Origin of the sequence: Blautia sp. HCN-20427 (genome assembly GCF_037890365.1) — a bacterium.
Lineage (GTDB): Bacteria > Bacillota > Clostridia > Lachnospirales > Lachnospiraceae > Blautia.
In genome coordinates this window covers 63,854-81,514 of the sequence record NZ_JBBKBX010000012.1, presented here as the reverse complement: position 1 = coordinate 81,514, position 17,661 = coordinate 63,854, and the positions used below count along the sequence as shown (strand labels likewise).

Annotated in this window: 15 protein-coding genes; 12 read left to right on the top strand and 3 right to left on the bottom strand. The window is 43.8% G+C overall.

All coding sequences use genetic code 11. The features are described 5' to 3' along the window. Positions 1 to 125: 125 nt before the first annotated feature. Positions 126 to 1,649, bottom strand: a complete 1,524-nt coding sequence (locus tag WKT17_RS09110) for a PucR family transcriptional regulator (RefSeq protein WP_291682277.1) — start codon at positions 1,647 to 1,649, stop codon at positions 126 to 128. A 136-nt stretch (positions 1,650 to 1,785) separates the two neighbouring features. On the opposite strand from WKT17_RS09110, the gene WKT17_RS09105 reads away from it, so the two are divergent. The 8 genes from WKT17_RS09105 (at position 1,786) to WKT17_RS09070 (ending at position 9,590) form a co-directional block, all read left to right on the top strand. Next, positions 1,786 to 2,313 carry a hypothetical protein gene (locus WKT17_RS09105; protein WP_173749341.1) on the top strand — a complete coding sequence of 176 codons (528 nt, stop codon included), beginning with the start codon at positions 1,786 to 1,788 and terminating at the stop codon, positions 2,311 to 2,313. 220 nt (positions 2,314 to 2,533) lie between these two features. After that, the gene (locus WKT17_RS09100; RefSeq protein ID WP_173749340.1) at positions 2,534 to 2,683 is read left to right on the top strand and encodes a glutamyl-tRNA amidotransferase; all 150 of its coding nucleotides are present in this window, start codon (positions 2,534 to 2,536) and stop codon (positions 2,681 to 2,683) included. 164 nt (positions 2,684 to 2,847) lie between these two features. Then, the gene (locus WKT17_RS09095; RefSeq protein ID WP_226853594.1) at positions 2,848 to 4,242 is read left to right on the top strand and encodes an MATE family efflux transporter; all 1,395 of its coding nucleotides are present in this window, start codon (positions 2,848 to 2,850) and stop codon (positions 4,240 to 4,242) included. A 253-nt stretch (positions 4,243 to 4,495) separates the two neighbouring features. Next, positions 4,496 to 5,611, top strand: a complete 1,116-nt coding sequence (locus tag WKT17_RS09090; RefSeq protein WP_442860026.1) for an ABC transporter ATP-binding protein — start codon at positions 4,496 to 4,498, stop codon at positions 5,609 to 5,611. After that, the gene (locus WKT17_RS09085) at positions 5,608 to 6,480 is read left to right on the top strand and encodes a carbohydrate ABC transporter permease (protein WP_173749338.1); all 873 of its coding nucleotides are present in this window, start codon (positions 5,608 to 5,610) and stop codon (positions 6,478 to 6,480) included. Before WKT17_RS09090 ends, WKT17_RS09085 begins: the two co-directional genes overlap by 4 nt. An 83-nt stretch (positions 6,481 to 6,563) precedes the next feature. Further along, positions 6,564 to 7,403 carry a carbohydrate ABC transporter permease gene (locus WKT17_RS09080; RefSeq protein WP_291682305.1) on the top strand — a complete coding sequence of 280 codons (840 nt, stop codon included), beginning with the start codon at positions 6,564 to 6,566 and terminating at the stop codon, positions 7,401 to 7,403. A 23-nt stretch (positions 7,404 to 7,426) separates the two neighbouring features. Beyond that, positions 7,427 to 8,833, top strand: coding sequence for an ABC transporter substrate-binding protein (locus tag WKT17_RS09075; RefSeq protein ID WP_173749337.1), 1,407 nt, complete (start codon positions 7,427 to 7,429; stop codon positions 8,831 to 8,833). Positions 8,834 to 8,855: 22 nt separating this feature from the next. Further along, positions 8,856 to 9,590 carry a glycerophosphodiester phosphodiesterase gene (locus WKT17_RS09070; RefSeq protein WP_291682303.1) on the top strand — a complete coding sequence of 245 codons (735 nt, stop codon included), beginning with the start codon at positions 8,856 to 8,858 and terminating at the stop codon, positions 9,588 to 9,590. 43 nt (positions 9,591 to 9,633) lie between these two features. Here WKT17_RS09070 and WKT17_RS09065 read toward each other — a convergent pair whose 3' ends face one another. After that, the gene (locus WKT17_RS09065) at positions 9,634 to 10,338 is read right to left on the bottom strand and encodes a zinc metallopeptidase (RefSeq protein WP_291682273.1); all 705 of its coding nucleotides are present in this window, start codon (positions 10,336 to 10,338) and stop codon (positions 9,634 to 9,636) included. A 248-nt stretch (positions 10,339 to 10,586) separates the two neighbouring features. Between WKT17_RS09065 and malQ the strand changes: the two genes are divergently transcribed. The 4 genes from malQ to WKT17_RS09045 are packed head-to-tail and all read left to right on the top strand — an operon-like array spanning position 10,587 to position 16,505. After that, positions 10,587 to 12,065 carry a 4-alpha-glucanotransferase gene (malQ, locus tag WKT17_RS09060; RefSeq protein ID WP_291682271.1) on the top strand — a complete coding sequence of 493 codons (1,479 nt, stop codon included), beginning with the start codon at positions 10,587 to 10,589 and terminating at the stop codon, positions 12,063 to 12,065. A 25-nt stretch (positions 12,066 to 12,090) separates the two neighbouring features. After that, positions 12,091 to 13,161, top strand: coding sequence for a LacI family DNA-binding transcriptional regulator (locus tag WKT17_RS09055; protein ID WP_291682269.1), 1,071 nt, complete (start codon positions 12,091 to 12,093; stop codon positions 13,159 to 13,161). Between the two features lie 19 nt (positions 13,162 to 13,180). After that, positions 13,181 to 15,445: a glycogen/starch/alpha-glucan phosphorylase gene (locus WKT17_RS09050; protein ID WP_173749333.1), complete on the top strand. Its 2,265-nt coding sequence runs from the start codon at positions 13,181 to 13,183 to the stop codon at positions 15,443 to 15,445. A 31-nt stretch (positions 15,446 to 15,476) separates the two neighbouring features. Beyond that, entirely contained in the window at positions 15,477 to 16,505 is a 1,029-nt protein-coding gene (locus WKT17_RS09045; protein WP_291682266.1) for an alpha/beta hydrolase, read from the top strand. Here WKT17_RS09045 and WKT17_RS09040 read toward each other — a convergent pair. Further along, positions 16,430 to 17,611 (bottom strand): MerR family transcriptional regulator, encoded by a 1,182-nt coding sequence (locus WKT17_RS09040; protein WP_173749331.1) that lies wholly within the window; start codon positions 17,609 to 17,611, stop codon positions 16,430 to 16,432. The genes WKT17_RS09045 and WKT17_RS09040 overlap by 76 nt on opposite strands. Positions 17,612 to 17,661 lie beyond the last annotated feature (50 nt).

Genomic DNA, 17,661 nt, shown 5'->3' with positions numbered 1-17,661 from the left:
ATAAAGGGCTGTTGGTGGACCAGCTCCTTCTTGCCTGACCTTATGATAACAGGAAAGGCGGCAGTCTGTAAATCCATATAAATAAGGTAAAATCCTTTTAGTATTGCGACACTGTGTAGGAAACCCTACATTTCCTCATTGTCCAGAAGGCGGAAGGACAGATTCAGATAAAACAGTTCGTCCGGGTCTTCCAAATCCGTTTCCAGAATACTTTTAATTCGCTCCAGACGGTACAGAAAGGTACTCCGGTGGATAAAGAGAGCCTTGGCGCTTTGAACAGTATTCAGATTGTGTTCCAGATAGACACGCAGAGTTTTCATGTATTCCGTATTCTGCAGTTTGTCGGATTTTTGTAAATCCAGTAATTTCTCGTAACAGAGCATATGGCCGGGAAAAGTTTTTACGGACTGCCGGAGAATATAAGGTAGGGCAATCTGGTTAAAATGATGAATCCAGAGCTGGGGACGGATTTCCAGCCCCAGAGTCAGGGCGGTGAGACCCTGCAGATACTGCCTGCGCAGATTCATGTGCCCGCACATGGAACGGCTGTATCCGGCTTTTAACATACTGTCCCGGATAAAATATACAAGTCCCCGGAAAATGTCTTCCGCTTCCATTTTTAATAGTGTTTCGTTATAGAAGCTTACCACATATTCCTTGAAAACAAGACTGCAGGAAGCGGGAAATTTATTTTTGATATACTGGCATATGGTATTCCCGTTCAGGGAAGACGGCCCTTCTGTCTGAATGACGGAGCACAGATAGGTATGCTCTGCCAGCCAGCCCACATTGGTGAGCAGATGGCTGATACCCATGTAATCGGCAGTGCGGTCCGATAAAACACTCTGAAAAATAGATTGCAGAGTCGTACTGCGGGAAGAGGATTCTGACTGCATACGGTGCAGAATGTACTCTGCGTGATGAGCCAGAATGGTAATCAGATACCAGTCTGCATCTGTGAGAGGCGTTCCGTTTTCGAGAATGGAGAGCTGGTATGCCGGTTTTTCATCCAGAAACAGGCGGATGTTCAGAGAACGGTGTCCGGTAAGATAGGCCGGAAAGAGGAAAGGCTTTGGAGAAGCGTCCTCCAGATGAAAATTTTCGTCCTGAATCAATGCGTGAATATAATCCAGACGGAGCGTATGATTTTCAAATATCTGCTGTTCTTCGGGAAGCTGGGAAAGTCCCCGGTGGGCCACCAGAGAAAAATCCATATTCATAATGCACAGAGGATTTTTAAATACGGGCTGGGAGATTTCCAGTAAATCGGACAAGGAACCATTCTGATGACAAATGGATACCAATTGCCCTTCCCATTCTTCATAGTAATCAAAAATAGACTGGATACAGTTAAATACATGAATAACTGAAGTATGGCAGGACAGCAGCAGACAGGAAAAACGACCCTCCGGGAGATGGGAGGTCTCATCTTTCTGGCAGATAATCAGCACGGCATCCTCTGGTATGGATGAAAAAACATCCAGGTCTAAAATAGCGTCTGTGAGATAAATATGGTTATTTTTAAACCCCTTGTCTGCCTCAAAGAAAAAGGGACGGGCAAGGGGTTGGTTTTTGGATAAAAGCCGATAGTCAGCAATGTGAAATTGTTCCTTCAAATTTTGATATAGTAAAATAGAGGTAAGCTGCAAAGTAAAATTCTCCCCCTTTCCTCAGACAATAAAGGTTTTTGCCAGTTCTGCCGCGTCGACAGCGGATTCTGTGTAAGCGTCAGCGCCGATATGTTCAGCAAATTCTTTTGTCACGGCGCCGCCGCCGCGTTTTATAGTGTTTTACAATGGTCTGGAGGAACAGCCGGACAGGAAAATCTTAAGACTGTCTGATTTGTATACTATAAAAGAAGAATACAGTCTGGAGCTGAAAGCAGTTATGCTGAATGTAAACAGCGGGCACAACAAAGAGCTGATGAAAATGAGTCATACCTTGTGGGAATACGCGGAATATACGGCGAGAGTGAGGAAACACGCGGAGGAAATGGAACTGGCCGAGGCAGTAGAGAGAGCCATAGAAGAGTGTATAAAGGAAGGGATACTGAAAGAATTTCTGGAGAAGAATCGAGTGGAGGCGAAGAGCATGAGTATATTTGAGTATGACCAGGAAAAGCATATGAGGCAGGAGATGGAAGAAGCCTGGGAGGAAGGAAAGAAGGAAGGAAAGCGAGAGTTGCTCTGTAAACTGATACAGAAGAAGATACAGAAAGGAAAAACTACGGCAGAAATCGCAGAGGATTTAGAAGAACCGGAAGAGGTCATAGCGGAAATTTTGCAAGATTCAAACTGCTCTTTATCTAAATAAAACAAAAGAGGAGTGTTGAGAAATTTGCATAAAAAGTGAACGAAAAACAACGGAGAAAATGCAAAAATAATTTTGACTATATTAGCGCGTTGAAGTGCGAAAAGTCAAAAGGGAGAAGTGCTGCCAAGGGTATTGTTTTGGGGATTTAAAGGTGCTATGATTAGGAATCGTAAAGAGAAACTTTTAAATATGCAAAGAAAAAGAAAAGAGGCAATGCTATATGGCAGCAAAAGAAAATAAAACAGAGGGAAAGAAGAGTTTTAAACAGAAATTTCATGATTATTGTATGAGACAGTCCTTGATTGCACCTTTTGGACTGAATGACAAAGAAGATAAATATTACCACAGCATTTTTAACTTTACAAAATAGGAAGAGTAAAAATGACGAAAAAGAAGAGGTTTGTGTGCAGAACACAGTCTCTTCTTTTTTTGCGGTTAAAAACAGTGGAAATGTGGGAATGTCTTGAATCCAGCCGGAGACATGGGGTATAATGTCTCTTACGACCATGAAACAGACAAAAGAGGGGGATTGTGATGAAAAGTACATGGAGACAAAAGCTGATAGGAGACAAAAGTTTTTATAAGATGGTGCTGCTCATAGCCGTACCGATTATGATTCAGAATGGTATTACGAATTTTGTAAGTCTTCTGGACAACATTATGGTGGGTCAGGTCGGGACAGAGCAGATGACCGGTGTGGCCATTGTCAACCAGTTGATTTTTGTATATAATCTGTGCATTTTCGGAGGGGTTTCCGGTGCGGGGATTTTTACAGCACAGTTTTTCGGGCAGAAGGATGATGAAGGCGTGGCAAATACCATGCGGTTTAAACTTTACATGGGAGTAATTCTGACGGGAATTACGATTCTGCTGTTTCTTACTTTTGGGGAATCGCTCATTCAGATGTATTTAAACGGAAATCAGGACGGAGGAGATGTGGCTGCCGCACTGCGCTATGGAAAAGAATATCTGAGAATTATGCTCATAGGTCTGCCGCCGTTTATGCTGGTGCAGGTTTATGCCAGTACACTGAGAGAGTGCGGAAGAACTGTTACACCTATGAAGGCAGGTATTGTGGCTGTGATAGTGAATCTGGTATTTAATTATTTTCTGATTTACGGTAAATTCGGATTTCCAAAGCTGGGTGTGGCGGGAGCCGCAGTTGCAACCGTGATGTCCCGCTATGTGGAGGCTTTTATTGTAGTGGGCTGGACACACAGGCACAGGGAAATCAATACCTATATTTCAGGTCTGTATAAGACTGCAAAGATACCGGGATATCTGGTGAAAAGGATTCTGATAAAGGGAACGCCGCTGCTGCTGAACGAGACTCTTTGGGCGGCGGGCATGGCTATTCTTTTGCAGTGTTATTCTGTCAGAGGCATGAACGTAGTTGCCGGAATGAACATTTCCAATACGATTTCTAATTTGTTTAATGTGGTATTTATTGCTCTGGGAGATTCTGTGGCTATTGTGGTGGGACAGCTTCTGGGGGCAGGCAAAATGGAAGAGGCAAAGGACACAGACAGAAAGATGATAGCCTTTTCTGTAGCCTGCTGTACTCTTATAGCGCTGGTCATGCTGGCCATTGCACCGCTGTTTCCACAGCTTTACAATACCAATGCCCAGTCCAGGGAATTTGCGAAATATTTTATTATGGTGACAGCCGTGTTTATGCCGCAGAATGCCTTTTTGCATGCCGCTTATTTTACCCTGCGTTCCGGAGGGAAGACGATAGTTACCTTTTTCTTTGACAGCGTGTTTATATGTTGTGTAAGTGTACCTATTGCGTATTTGCTGGGACATTTTACAAATTTGTATGTGGTGTATATTTTTATTGCTGTACAGCTTGCAGATATCGTGAAGTGCTTTATTGGATTTATTTTGGTGAAAAAAGGTGTCTGGCTGCAGAACATTGTAGAAGTATAAAAGAAAAACAGGGAATCCCTGACAGTATGACGTAGAAAGAATACGTCCGGCTGTCAGGGATTTTTTTATTTTACTGCGCTGTCTTACAAAAATTTTACCATGATTTTTGAAAACTGTGGTAGTTTCCAAGACGTATTCCCGTTAAACTAAAACCCGGACTTAGCGTTAAAGAAGTAAAATATGAGAAATTGTAATGGAGTTTTAAGGGAGGAAGAAATCGGTGTCGGGAATTGCATTAAAGAATGTCTGCAAGATGTATGACGGTGCACATTATGCCGTAAAAGATTTTAACCTGGAAATACAGGATAAAGAATTTGTAATCTTCGTAGGTCCTTCGGGTTGTGGGAAATCCACTACGCTGCGTATGATTGCGGGACTGGAGGAAATCAGCGACGGAGAGTTATGGATAGACGGGGAACTGTGCAATTATTATGAGCCCGGAGAGCGGGGGCTTTCCATGGTTTTTCAGAATTATGCCCTGTATCCCAATATGACGGTTTATGGAAATCTGGCTTATGCCTTGAAAATCAGGAAAATACCGAAAAAGGAAATTGATGAAAAGGTACATAAGGTGGCGAAAACATTAGAAATCGAGCATTTGCTGGACAGAAGGCCGGCGGCGCTCTCCGGGGGACAGAAGCAGAGGGTGGCAATCGGAAGTGCCATTATCCGAAAACCAAAAGCTTTTCTCATGGATGAACCCCTGTCTAATCTGGATGCCAAGTTAAGGGCGCAGATGCGTATTGAACTGGCTAAGCTGCACAAAGAACTGGAAACTACAGTAGTCTATGTAACCCACGACCAGACGGAAGCCATGACTCTGGGCAGCAGAATTGTGGTTATGAAGGACGGTGTGGTGCAGCAGGCAGATACCCCTCAGAATGTGTACAATTCTCCATCAAATCTTTTTGTGGCAGGCTTTATCGGATCTCCTTCCATGAATTTTTTGGAGGCCTGGGTGTCTGTGGAAGACGGCAGAACGGTGCTGTACCCCGGAGGAAGTGAACTGGGCAAAAAGGTTTATCTGGACGGAGAAAGAGGAGAGCTGGTAAGACAGAAAGAAAACGGAAAGAAAGTGATTCTGGGTATTCGTCCGGAGGATATTTACGAATATGAAGAGGCTGTGGAGAAGGGATTTGCCCAGAACTGCCAGGGTCTGGAGGAAACGGTGGTAACCAGGGAAATGCTGGGGGCAGAGGTGATTCTTTACTATGAGTCCCAGGAAAGGACCCATGCGGTAAGGCTCAGCCCGGAAAATCAGACCCAGGTAGGGGAAAAGATTACTCTTTACTTTGATACAGAGAAAATCCATGTTTTTGATATGGAAACAGAAGAAAATTTATTTTACAGGGAGGATGTGCAGGCATGAACACGGGAAAAAAGAAGAAAATAAATCTTGCGCCTTACGGCTATCTTCTTCCATGTATGGCAGTTTTTGCGGTATTTCTGTTTTATCCGTTTTTTAAGACCATTTACCTGAGTCTTTATAAAACCAACAAAATGGGAGAAGCAAAGCTGTTTGTGGGTCTTGGCAATTATACAGAACTGCTCAGTTCTGCTTCCTTTCGGAACAGCTTAAAGGTAACACTGATATTTGTGGTGATTGTGGTTCTGGGAAGTATGCTTTTGGGGCTGATTGCGGCAGTTCTCTGCAACAAGGCATTTCCGGGAATTCGGTTTTTCAGTACGGCGTATGCATTGCCTATGGCCATTGCGTCCAGCTCTGCAGCCATGATTTTCCAGATTATGCTTCATCCTTCTGTGGGCATTGTGAATAAGCTGCTGGGGCTTGATATTAACTGGCTGAATGACCCTAAAACAGCCCTTTACTGTGTGGCTATTCTCACCGCATGGCTCAACAGCGGTATTAATTTCCTGTATTTTTCCGCAGGGCTTGGAAACATTGATGAAACCATTTACGAAAGAGCTTCTGTAGACGGTGCCAGCGGTGTGCAGCAATTTTTTACACTGACGCTGCCGGGACTTTCCCCGATTATGTTTTACACTCTGGTAGTAAATATTATTCAGGCGTTCCAGTCTTTTGGACAGATTAAAATTTTGACAGAAGGCGGACCAAATGAGAGCACGAATGTCATTGTGTATTCCATCTACCGTGACGCTTTCTTTAACTACAGATTTGGAAGTGCGGCGGCTCAGTCTGTTATCCTGTTTTTCATTGTAATGCTGATTACGCTGGTGATGTTCCGCATAGAAAAGAAAGGAGTGAAATACTCGTGATACAGAGCGAAAATCTGGTTCTGGAACATCCGGAACAGAAAAATTCTATATCGAAAGAACAGCTTCTGGAATTGAAGCGTCAGATGAACAGCAAGGCTTTGGCTAAGCGCAGAGCCCGCACAGGACTGCGGGTGACGGCCAATTTTGTTTTGGCTTTTGTGGTGCTGCTGCCTCTTTTATATGCGGTGAGCATTGCATTTATGCCCTCCGGCGAACTGTTTACCATGGATTTGAATTTAGTTCCCCAAAATCCAACCTTCAGCAATTTTAAAGACGCCATGACCAATGTACCTTTGCTTCGTTTTATTTTAAACTCTTTTATCATGGCGGGGTGTATTACCCTGGGTCAGATTGTGACCTGTTCTCTGGCCGCATTTGCCTTTTCCTTTCTGGACTTTAAGGGAAAGGGCGTACTCTTTATGATTGTTATGGCGACCATGATGGTTCCCGGAGAGGCAACGATTATTTCCAACTATCTGACGGTGGGAAATCTGGGGATGCTGGACACGTATTCTGTATTGATTGTACCTTATCTGACATCAGCAATGGGAATTTTCCTGTTCCGTCAGTTTTATATGACCTTTCCGATTTCCCTGTATGAATCTGCCAAGCTGGACGGCTGCGGCAATCTGAGATTCATTGTGCGGATTTTGATTCCGCTTACCAAGTCGGCAATCGGAGCTATGGCGGTTTACACGTTCATTAATGCATGGAATATGTATATGTGGCCGCTTTTGGTAACAGGTTCAGACCAGATGAGAACAGTACAGATTGGTATCAGTATGCTGAACAGCATTGATTCCCAGTCCATTACCCTGATGATTGCAGGTGTGGTAATTGTAATTATTCCGTCCATTTCTATTTTTATCGTAGGACAGAAACAGCTTATCAGAGGCATGTTCTCTGGAGCAGTCAAAGGCTAAAAAGCAAAAAAGGAGAAACGTAAATGAAGAAAAAATTGATTTCGGCACTTTTAATCGGAGTAATGTCCATGAGCGCTCTGGCAGGCTGCGGAAGCGGAAAAAGCCTGGAAGAGACACCGGCGGCAACGGACGGCAGCGACAGCCAGAAAACAGAAAGTACAGACGAGGAATTTTCCATGGCAGACGCAAAAGATGTAAGCGGAACAGAAATTTCTTTCTGGCATTCTATGGGCGGTGTCAACGGACAGGCGATTGACGCATTGGTAGAGAAATTTAACGAAGAAAATGAATATGGCATTACAGTAAACGCGCAGTATCAGGGAGAATATGACGATTCTCTGAACAAATTAAAAAGTGCGCAGATTGGAAATATGGGAGCGGATTTAGTGCAGGTGTATGAAATCGGAACCAGATTTATGATCGAATCCGGCTGGATTACTCCTATGCAGAATATGGTAGATGCAGACAATTATGATTTGTCTCAGATTGAACCAAACCTGGCAGCTTACTACACCATTGATGATGAGTTGTATTCTATGCCGTTTAACTCTTCTACTCCGATTATGTATTACAACAAGGATATGTTCGAGAAAGCCGGTATTACAGAGATTCCGGACAGCCTGGAAGCCATTGAGGCGGTAGGAGATAAGCTGTTGTCCGACGGCGGTGCAGGGGAAGTGATGTCTCTGAGTATTTACGGCTGGTTCTTTGAGCAGTTTATGGGCAAACAGGGGCTGGAGTATGCCAATAATGGAAACGGAAGAGAAAAAGCAGCTACAGCGGTAGCTTTTGATGAAAACGGCGGTGCAAAGAATATTCTGACCGCTTGGAAATCTCTGTATGATAAGGGATTTGCACCAAATGTAGGAAAAGGCGGAGACGCAGGACTGGCTGATTTCTCAGCAGGAAAGTCCGCAATTACTTTAGGATCTACCGCTTCTTTAAAGCAGATTCTGCAGGATGTAAACGGCAAGTTTGAAGTGGGAACCGCTTATTTCCCGAAAATCAAATCCAGCGATGAAGGCGGTGTATCCATCGGAGGCGCTTCTCTTTGGGCGCTGAACAATGATGACCCGAAAAAGACAAGAGCGACCTGGGAATTTGTAAAATTCCTGATTTCCCCGGAATCTCAGGCATACTGGAATGCACAGACCGGTTACTTCCCTGTTACAACAGCGGCTCAGGACGAGCAGGTGTTTAAAGACAATGTTGCAAAATATCCACAGTTCCAGACAGCCATTGACCAGCTGCATGATTCTTCCCCGGAATACACAGGCGCATTGCTCAGCGTGTTCCCGGAAGCAAGAGCAACGGTGGAATCTGAGATTGAAAATCTGCTAAATGGCAACGAAGATGTGGACGGTGCAGTGAAAAACATGGCAGATGCTATTAACAAGTCCATTGAGGAATATAATCTTGTAAATGAGTAAGAAAGAACAGGGTGAAGACCAGATGACAAAAGTATTTGCACACAGAGGCGCCAGCGGCTATGCTCCGGAAAATACGCTGGAAGCCTTTGCTCTGGCCGGGGAGCAGGGCGCTCAGGGAATTGAACTGGATGTGCAGCTGACGAAAGACGGCGAAGTGGTGGTTATTCATGACGAAACCATTGACCGGGTCAGTACCGGAAAGGGTGCAGTCCGGGATTATACACTGGAAGAATTGCGGAGATTTTCTTTCCATAACCACAAAAAAGAGTATGAGGGCGTGCAGATTCCTACGCTAAGAGAAGTTTTGGAACAGGTAAAGCCCGGCGGCATGGAGGTCAATATTGAACTGAAAACCGGTATTTACTGGTATCCGGGGCTGGAAGAGAAGACGGTAGAATTGGTAAAGGCAGCCGGTATGGAAAATAGAGTGATTTATTCTTCTTTTAATCACTACAGTGTACAGAAAATACTGGAACTGGATGCGGAGGCAGAAACGGCCTATCTCTACAGCGATGTATTGTTAAATGTGGAAAACTATGCAAAAAATACCGGGGTATGTGGACTGCACCCGGCAGTGTATCATCTGAAAATGGCGGATTTTCTGGAAAGCTATCGAAGAAGCGGCTTGAAAGTCCGGGTGTGGACGGTAAATGACGAGGCGGATATGAGGCAGTTCATAGAAAAGGATTTAGAGGCTGTGATTACCAATTATCCGGACAGGGCTCTGAGGGTGAGAGATGAAATGAATCAAAAATAGATAAGACAGCTGAAACTCATGTGAGGACATGGTTTCAGCTGTTTTATGAATCATTGTTTCGCCTGTTTACAATGGTCAGCAGCCGGAATAGCTGCATGAGTGAAACCGCAAGAGCGGCCACATAGGTCAAAGCCGCTGCGGTAAGCACTTTTTTGGAGCCATAAATTTCATCGGATGTGAGGATTCCGCAGGTTTCAATGGCCCGGATAGCCCGTCTGCTGGCATCAAATTCTGTGGGCAGCGTAAAAAGCTGAAAGAGGGTGGAAAGCCCGAAACAGGCAACACCCACATAAGCCAGTGTGCCCATAGAAGAACCGGAACCGGCAAAGAGCAGTCCGATTAGAATCAGGGGCATAGCCAGCTTGGAACCCAGGTTTGTAACGGGAATAATAGCATTTCGCAGCCTGATAGGCGCATAGTTCTGCGCATATTGAATGGCATGTCCGGCTTCGTGGGCAGCGACACCGATAGCAGCAGTGGAAGTCTGATGATAGACACTGTCTGAAAGCCGTATGACGTTATTTCTGGGGTCATAGTGGTCGGTGAGGCTACCGCTTACTCTCTCGATTCTTACGCTGTAGAGCCCATTGGCGTCCAAAACCCGTCTGGCAGCATCATAGCCGGTCATATTCCGCATGGAGTACTGTGTGGAGTAGCGGCGGAAGGTGCTGTTGACATGGGAACTGGCCCACATGGCAAAGAGAACAGCAGGAAGTACATAAACCACATAAGAATAATCTATAAACATTTCTTTCATCTCCCGTAAGATAATCTATAATCAGTATACTACGCCAAAAAAAATTATATGCAAGAAAAAGAATATAAAAAATTATAAAACTTATAGAAAAAATTAGACAAATCAAAACCGCAAATTTTGTTTGATTTTACAAGATTGAAATTCAAAAGCAAGTGTGGTAATGTATTTATACAGATTATCGGAAACGTTACCGATATCGTTACCGGAAACACAGAGAAAGGGATAAAAGGAGAAGAGAGATGAGAGCAAGCGGAATATTACTTCCTGTTTCGGCACTTCCGTCACAGTATGGAATCGGCAGTTTTTCAAAAGAAGCCTATGAGTTTGTCAATCAGTTAAAAAGGGGAGGACAGCATTACTGGCAGATTCTGCCTCTGGGTCCCACAGGATACGGAGATTCCCCGTACCAGTCCTTTTCTACTTATGCAGGCAATCCATATTATATTGACCTGGAAACGCTGGCAGAAGAAGGACTGCTTACCAAAGAGGAATGTGAGGCCTGTGATTTTGGGAGTCATGCTTCTTATGTGGATTATGAGAAAATTTATTACGGAAGATTTGATATTTTACGGAAAGCCTTTGGAAGATTTGAACCGGGGGAAGATTTTGCGCAGTTTGTAAAAGAGAATGCTTTCTGGCTGGAAGATTACAGTCTCTATATGGCTGTGAAAAACAGTTTGAACGGGGTGAGCTGGAGTGAGTGGGAATCTGACTTAAAGGGAAGAAATCCTGATGTGCTGGAACAGAAGAAAGAAGAACTGGCAGAAGAAATACAGTTTGTCCGTTTTCAGCAGTATGAGTTTCTGAAGCAGTGGACAAAGCTGAAAGCTTATGCAAATGAGCAGGAGATTAAGATTATTGGAGATATTCCCATTTATGTTGCCTTTGACAGTGCGGACGCATGGGCAAATCCGGAGCTTTTCCAGTTTGATGAAGACTGCACACCTCTCGCAGTGGCAGGCTGTCCGCCGGATGCTTTTGCGGCTACGGGACAGCTTTGGGGGAACCCGCTGTATCGCTGGGATTATCATGAAAAAACAGGATTTGTCTGGTGGATTCAGAGATTGAAATATTGTTTTAAACTTTACGATGTGGTGAGAGTAGACCATTTCAGAGGATTTGATGAATATTATGCGATTCCATATGGAGATAAGACTGCAGAATATGGAACATGGCAGCAGGGCCCGGGAATGAAACTGTTTGAGGCTGCAAAAAGGGAACTGGGCCAAGTAGATATTATTGCAGAGGATTTGGGTTATCTGACAGAGAGTGTGTTAAAACTGGTAAGAGATACGGGTTATCCGGGCATGAAAGTGCTGCAGTTTGCCTTTGATTCCAGGGAGGAGAGCGATTATCTTCCGCACAACTATGAGAAAAACTGCGTCGTATATACAGGAACACATGACAATAATACGGTGCTGGGCTGGCTGGATGAAATGTCTCCCAAGGACAGAGCCTTTGCACAAAAATATATGAATTATGCAGATAAAGAGAAAAAAGATTTGCCATGGGATTTTATTCGGCTTGCAATGGCATCTGTAGCGAATCTGGCGGTGATTCCGATTCAGGATTATCTGTGTCTGGGCAGCGAGGCCAGAATCAACAAACCCTCCACTCTGGGAACAAACTGGAAATGGCGACTGCGGCCCGGAGAACTTACAGATGAGGTTCTGGAAAAGATGTACGATATGACAAAACTTTACGGAAGACTCTCGTAAGGGGAAATGGGAGGAAAATACCGTAATGGGAAACATGACGATAAAAGACATAGCAAAGAAATGCGGGGTTGGTGTCAGCACAGTATCCCGTGCTATGAACAATCATCCGGATATCAATCCGGAAACAAAGGAAAAAATTTTAAAAACCATTGCCCAATCGAACTATGTGCCCAATAACAGTGCACGAAATCTGAAGCGTACCGATACCAAAGCCATTGCTGTGCTGGTCAAGGGCATAGGAAATACCTTTTTCAGTGATTTGGTCAGCGGGCTGGAGAGAGAATGTCAGTACATGAATTACAGCTGTATCCTGCAGCATGTAGAGGAGCAGGAAGATGAACTGGATATTGCCCTGCACATTACCAAAGAGAAAAAACTGCGGGGACTGGTCTTTTTAGGAGGAAACTTTTCCCACCCAAAGGAGAAAATGGAGCAGTTGGAGGTGCCTTATGTGCTGAGTACGATTCGTACCTCAGATATGGAAGACAAAAAATATGCGGCTGTTTCGGTAGATGACTTTAAAGAAAGTTATAAGATGACAGAATATCTGATCCATCTGGGACACAAAAAAATTGCCATTCTGACTGCACCAAAAGAGGATAAGAGTATTGGAAAGCTGCGTCTTTTGGGGTATCAGAAGGCATTAAGAGATTATGGGATTCCGTATTCTGAGAAGCTGGTGAGTTATATGGACGCAGAGGAGGACAGATATTCTTTCCGTTCCGGCTATAAGCTGACCAGGCAGCTTTTAATGGATACAGAGTTTACGGCTTTGTATGCGACGTCAGATACGATGGCGATTGGAGCCTGCAGAGCTTTGAAAGAGGCAGGAATTTCGGTTCCGGGGCAGTGCTCTGTGGCAGGATTTGACGGTATGGATACCGGGGAATTTTATATACCCAGTATTACCACCATACGCCAGCCGGTGGAACAAATAGCAAAGGCCACGGCGGATTTGCTTTTTGATATGATAAATGGGAAAGAGAAGCCCAGACAGTTAATTTTTGAAGGAGAACTGGTAGAAAGAGAATCTACCATTCCCCCTGCAGACAAAGAAAAGCAGAGTTCAAATGGAACAATGAAACGTGAAAAATAACACAGCGAGGAGAAAAGACGTGGAAAAAAAATTAGAAGCCTTACTTGAAGAAAAATTTCAAAAAAATTTAGATAACTGTACTAAGGAGGAGCTCTTTGAGGCGCTGCTCATATTTACCAGGGAAGCAGCAGAAAAACTCCCTGCCAATACAGGAAATAAGAAATTATATTATATTTCCGCAGAGTTTCTGATTGGCAAGCTTTTATCAAATAATCTGATTAATCTTGGACTATATGAAGAGGCGGAACAGATATTGAAGAAACATGGATATGAATTATGCGATATAGAAGAACTGGAACAGGAACCCTCTCTTGGAAACGGGGGACTGGGAAGACTGGCTGCCTGTTTTCTGGATTCCATTGCTACCCTGGGGCTGCCGGGGGACGGTATTGGTCTGAATTACCATTTCGGACTGTTTCGGCAGAAATTCCGGAATCATAAGCAGAAAGAGGTGAAGAATCCCTGGATTACAAAAGAAAGCTGGCTTATGCGGCAGCCGGAAAGCTTTCAAGTGCAGTTTAAAGACTTTGAAGTGGAATCTGTATTGTATGATATTGCTGTTCCGGGATATGAATCCGGGTGTGGAAGACTGCATCTGTTTGACGTGAAATCTGTGGATGAAAGTATTGTTTCTGAGGACAGTATTGATTTTGACAAAGAGGAAATCCGTAAAAATCTTACCCTGTTTCTGTACCCGGATGATTCGGATGATGCAGGCCGTAAACTGCGTATTTATCAGCAGTACTTTATGGTAAGCAGCGGCGCACAGCTGATTTTGCGGGAATGCGAGCAGAAGGGATATGATCTGCATAAACTTCACGAACATGTAGTGATTCAGATTAATGACACACATCCGTCTATGGTGATTCCTGAATTGATTCGTCTGCTTAAAGAGAGAGGATTTTCCATGGATGAGGCCATTGATACGGTAAGCAGAACCTGTGCGTATACCAACCATACAATTCTGGCAGAAGCGCTGGAAAAATGGCCTATGGAGTATCTGGAGGAAGTAGTTCCGCACCTGGTACCGGTGATTCAGGAATTGGACAAAAGAGTAAGAAGCAGGTATGAAGACGAATCGGTATATATCATAGACAAAGACGAAAGAGTGCATATGGCACACATGGATATTCACTATGGATTTTCTGTCAATGGTGTGGCAGCCCTTCATACAGAAATCCTGAAAGAATCCGAATTAAAGAATTTTTACGATATTTATCCTGAAAAGTTTAACAATAAGACGAATGGTATTACCTTCCGCCGCTGGCTTCTTCACTGCAATAGACAGCTTAGCGCTTACTTGGAAACTCTGATTGGGAGCGGGTTCAAAAAAGATGCTGCTGAACTGGAAAAGCTTTTGGCCTTCAAAGGGGATGAAAATGTATTGCAGAAGCTGGCTGAAATTAAGCTGGAGAAAAAACTGGAATTCAAGAAATTTATGAAGGAAACACAGGATATAGAGTTAGATGAAAATTCCATTATCGATGTGCAGGTGAAACGTCTTCATGAATATAAACGGCAGCAGATGAATGCCTTGTATGCGATTTACAAATATCTGGATATCAAAGCCGGGAATAAGCCGAAGCGTCCGATTACCATGATTTTCGGAGCAAAAGCAGCGCCAGCTTATGTGATTGCAAAGGATATTATTCATTTGATTCTGTGTCTGCAGGAGCTCATTGAGAAGGATCCGGATGTGCGTCCGTATTTCCGTGTGCTGATGATTGAAAATTATAATGTTTCCAAAGCGGCAAAGGTAATTCCAGCAGCTGATATTTCAGAACAGATTTCCCTGGCGTCAAAAGAAGCTTCCGGTACAGGAAATATGAAATTTATGCTGAACGGTGCGCTGACTTTGGGAACGGAAGATGGTGCAAATGTAGAAATCAGAGACCTGGTGGGAGAAGAAAATATTTACATTTTTGGTAAAAAACCACAGGAGGTCATTGACTTATATGCCAGTGAGGGATACTGTGCAAAGGATATTTACGGCCAGGATAAGATGATTCATACACTGGTAGATTTTATTACAGGCGATGAACTGTTGGAAATCGGAGATGAAAAGAGTCTTACTCGTCTTCATAAAGAACTGGTTGGAAAAGACTGGTTTATGACACTTCTGGATACCAGAGAATATATCCGGACGAAAGAACAGGTATATGCAGACTACGAAAATCAGAAGGAATGGAATGAGAAGGTGCTGATGAATATTGCAAAGGCGGGATTTTTCTCTTCAGACAGGACGATTAAACAGTACAATGAAGAAATCTGGCATTTAAAATAAGCAGCAGAAAATGCATGAGAGGTGACAGAAGATGAAAAAGAAGCACTGGAAGTGCATAGGAATTGCAGCAGTTGTATTGCTTTTCCTCATTTATCTGGCAGCAGCTAATTTTCTGGTAAGTGCGGCTCTGGTGCCATCGACCATGGAGAAACTGGACGCTTTTTCCAGAATCACAGAAGACAGCATGGAAGCGTTGGTACAGACGGATGATATAGAGCAGCAAAAAGAGAAGGCCTGGGAAGAAACTGAAAAATGGGCGGAAAGTGCCAGAGGAGAGAAAGTGACGAAAACTTCCGAAGATGGTTATAAGCTGGTTGCACAGGAAATTTATGCTTCGTCGGACAGTCATCAATGGGCATTGATTCTCCATGGGTATACAGGCTGGAAAGAGGAGATGTACCCTTTCGCAGCCTGGTACAACCAAAATGATTTTCATGTACTGGTGCCGGACATGAGGTGTCAGGGGGAGAGTGAAGGGGATTTTATCGGAATGGGATGGACAGACAGAAAAGATAATCTGATGTGGATACAGTATATTCTGGAAAAAGACCCATCAGCGGAAATTGTCATTCACGGGCAGTCCATGGGAGCAGCCGCCGCTCTGATGCTTACAGGAGAAAAGTCCCTGCCGGATAACGTAAAGGCGGTGATTTCCGACTGCGCCTATACGGATGCGTATGAAATGTTCCGCCAGAAGATGAAAGAGTGGTTTCATCTTCCTGCCTTTCCTCTGCTGGACACAGCAAATCTCATGCTTCAGCTTCGCGGAGGTTATGATTTAAAGAAAGCGTCTGCCCTTGAGGCAGTGAAGAAAAGTCATGTTCCCACTCTGTTCATTCACGGAGATGAGGATAAGATGATAGACGTTGGTATGGCAAAGCAGCTTTATGAAGCGCCTGCCTGCACCAAAGAACTTTTGATTGTGGAAGGTGCAGGACATGCCCAGTCCCAGGATAAGGATCCGGAGACCTATTATGGAACCATTCAGGCTTTTCTGCAGAGAAATACACCGGCTTCTTTTGTGATGAAAAATCCCGAAGAAGTTTTTTTCGATACATAAGAACGGAATTCCTTATAGCGGTCCAGCAGATATTGGTTCTGGTTTCCGTGACAGGAGAGAATATATTCAATAATAGGCTCCGGTGTATCCACAAAGAGGCTGTCTTCATATAAACGCCATTGAATTTCCTGGAAATAAGGGGACAGGAGGGCAGCGCCGTTTTCTTTTCCGAATTTTTCATAGAGTTTTTCTGCAGACAGAATAATACGGCTGTCGAACTCCTGTACAAGCTGGCTGATTTCTGCCATGTGATTCATTCCGTAGGCACTGCACAGAAAGCGTCCCTGAGGTTTTAAAACTCTGGACACTTCTCTGCAGACCTGGGGAATATCACAGTAAAATAGTACATGATTGGCAATTACAAGGTCGAACTGCTCATCTGGATAGGGAATTTTATGGCAGTCAAAAGCCCGGAAAGAAAAGCGGGAATCCTTTGTGCCGATTTCTCTCTGAGTATCGCGCAGCATTCCCCGGGAAATATCAGAAAGAGTGATGGAAACAGGATTGGGAATCCGGGCGAGACTTTCTTTCCACAGGGCACCGCTTCCACACCCGATCTCCAGAATGTTCATATTTTCAGTGATTTCACACTGCTCAAACAGCCAGGGAAACCATCCCTGTTTGTTTTTGGAATAAAGACTGTGAAGATGAATTCTGGCAGAAATATTGCTGGAATTTTGATACTGGCTTTTCATACTTTTTTCCATATTAGTAAGATGAATCAGATTCAGCATATGACTCCAGTTGACCGCATGGTTGCTGCGGATTTCTTCTGTGGTATCCTGTATGGCTTTTTCCACCATCTGAAGCTGTTCTATACGGTCTTTAATCAGCTTTTGCTGCAGATTCAGAGAGTTCAGCATAAAATGATAATCCGTATCGTTAATGGTCATTTCTTTAATATCATCAAGAGAAAATCCCAGATATTTTAACAGTAAAATCTGCTGCAGGCGGGCGAAGTCCCGGTCAGTATAAAAACGGGAACCAGAGGAAGACACATAAGAGGGTTTCAATATATTCTGTTTATCATAAAAACGCACAGTCCGGACAGAGATGTTTGCCATTTTGGCAAACTGACCGGAGGTATAGTAGCCGGGAAGCTTCATTGAGGGTTCCTCCATTTCTTACTTATCGTAAATATTATAATAAAAAACAG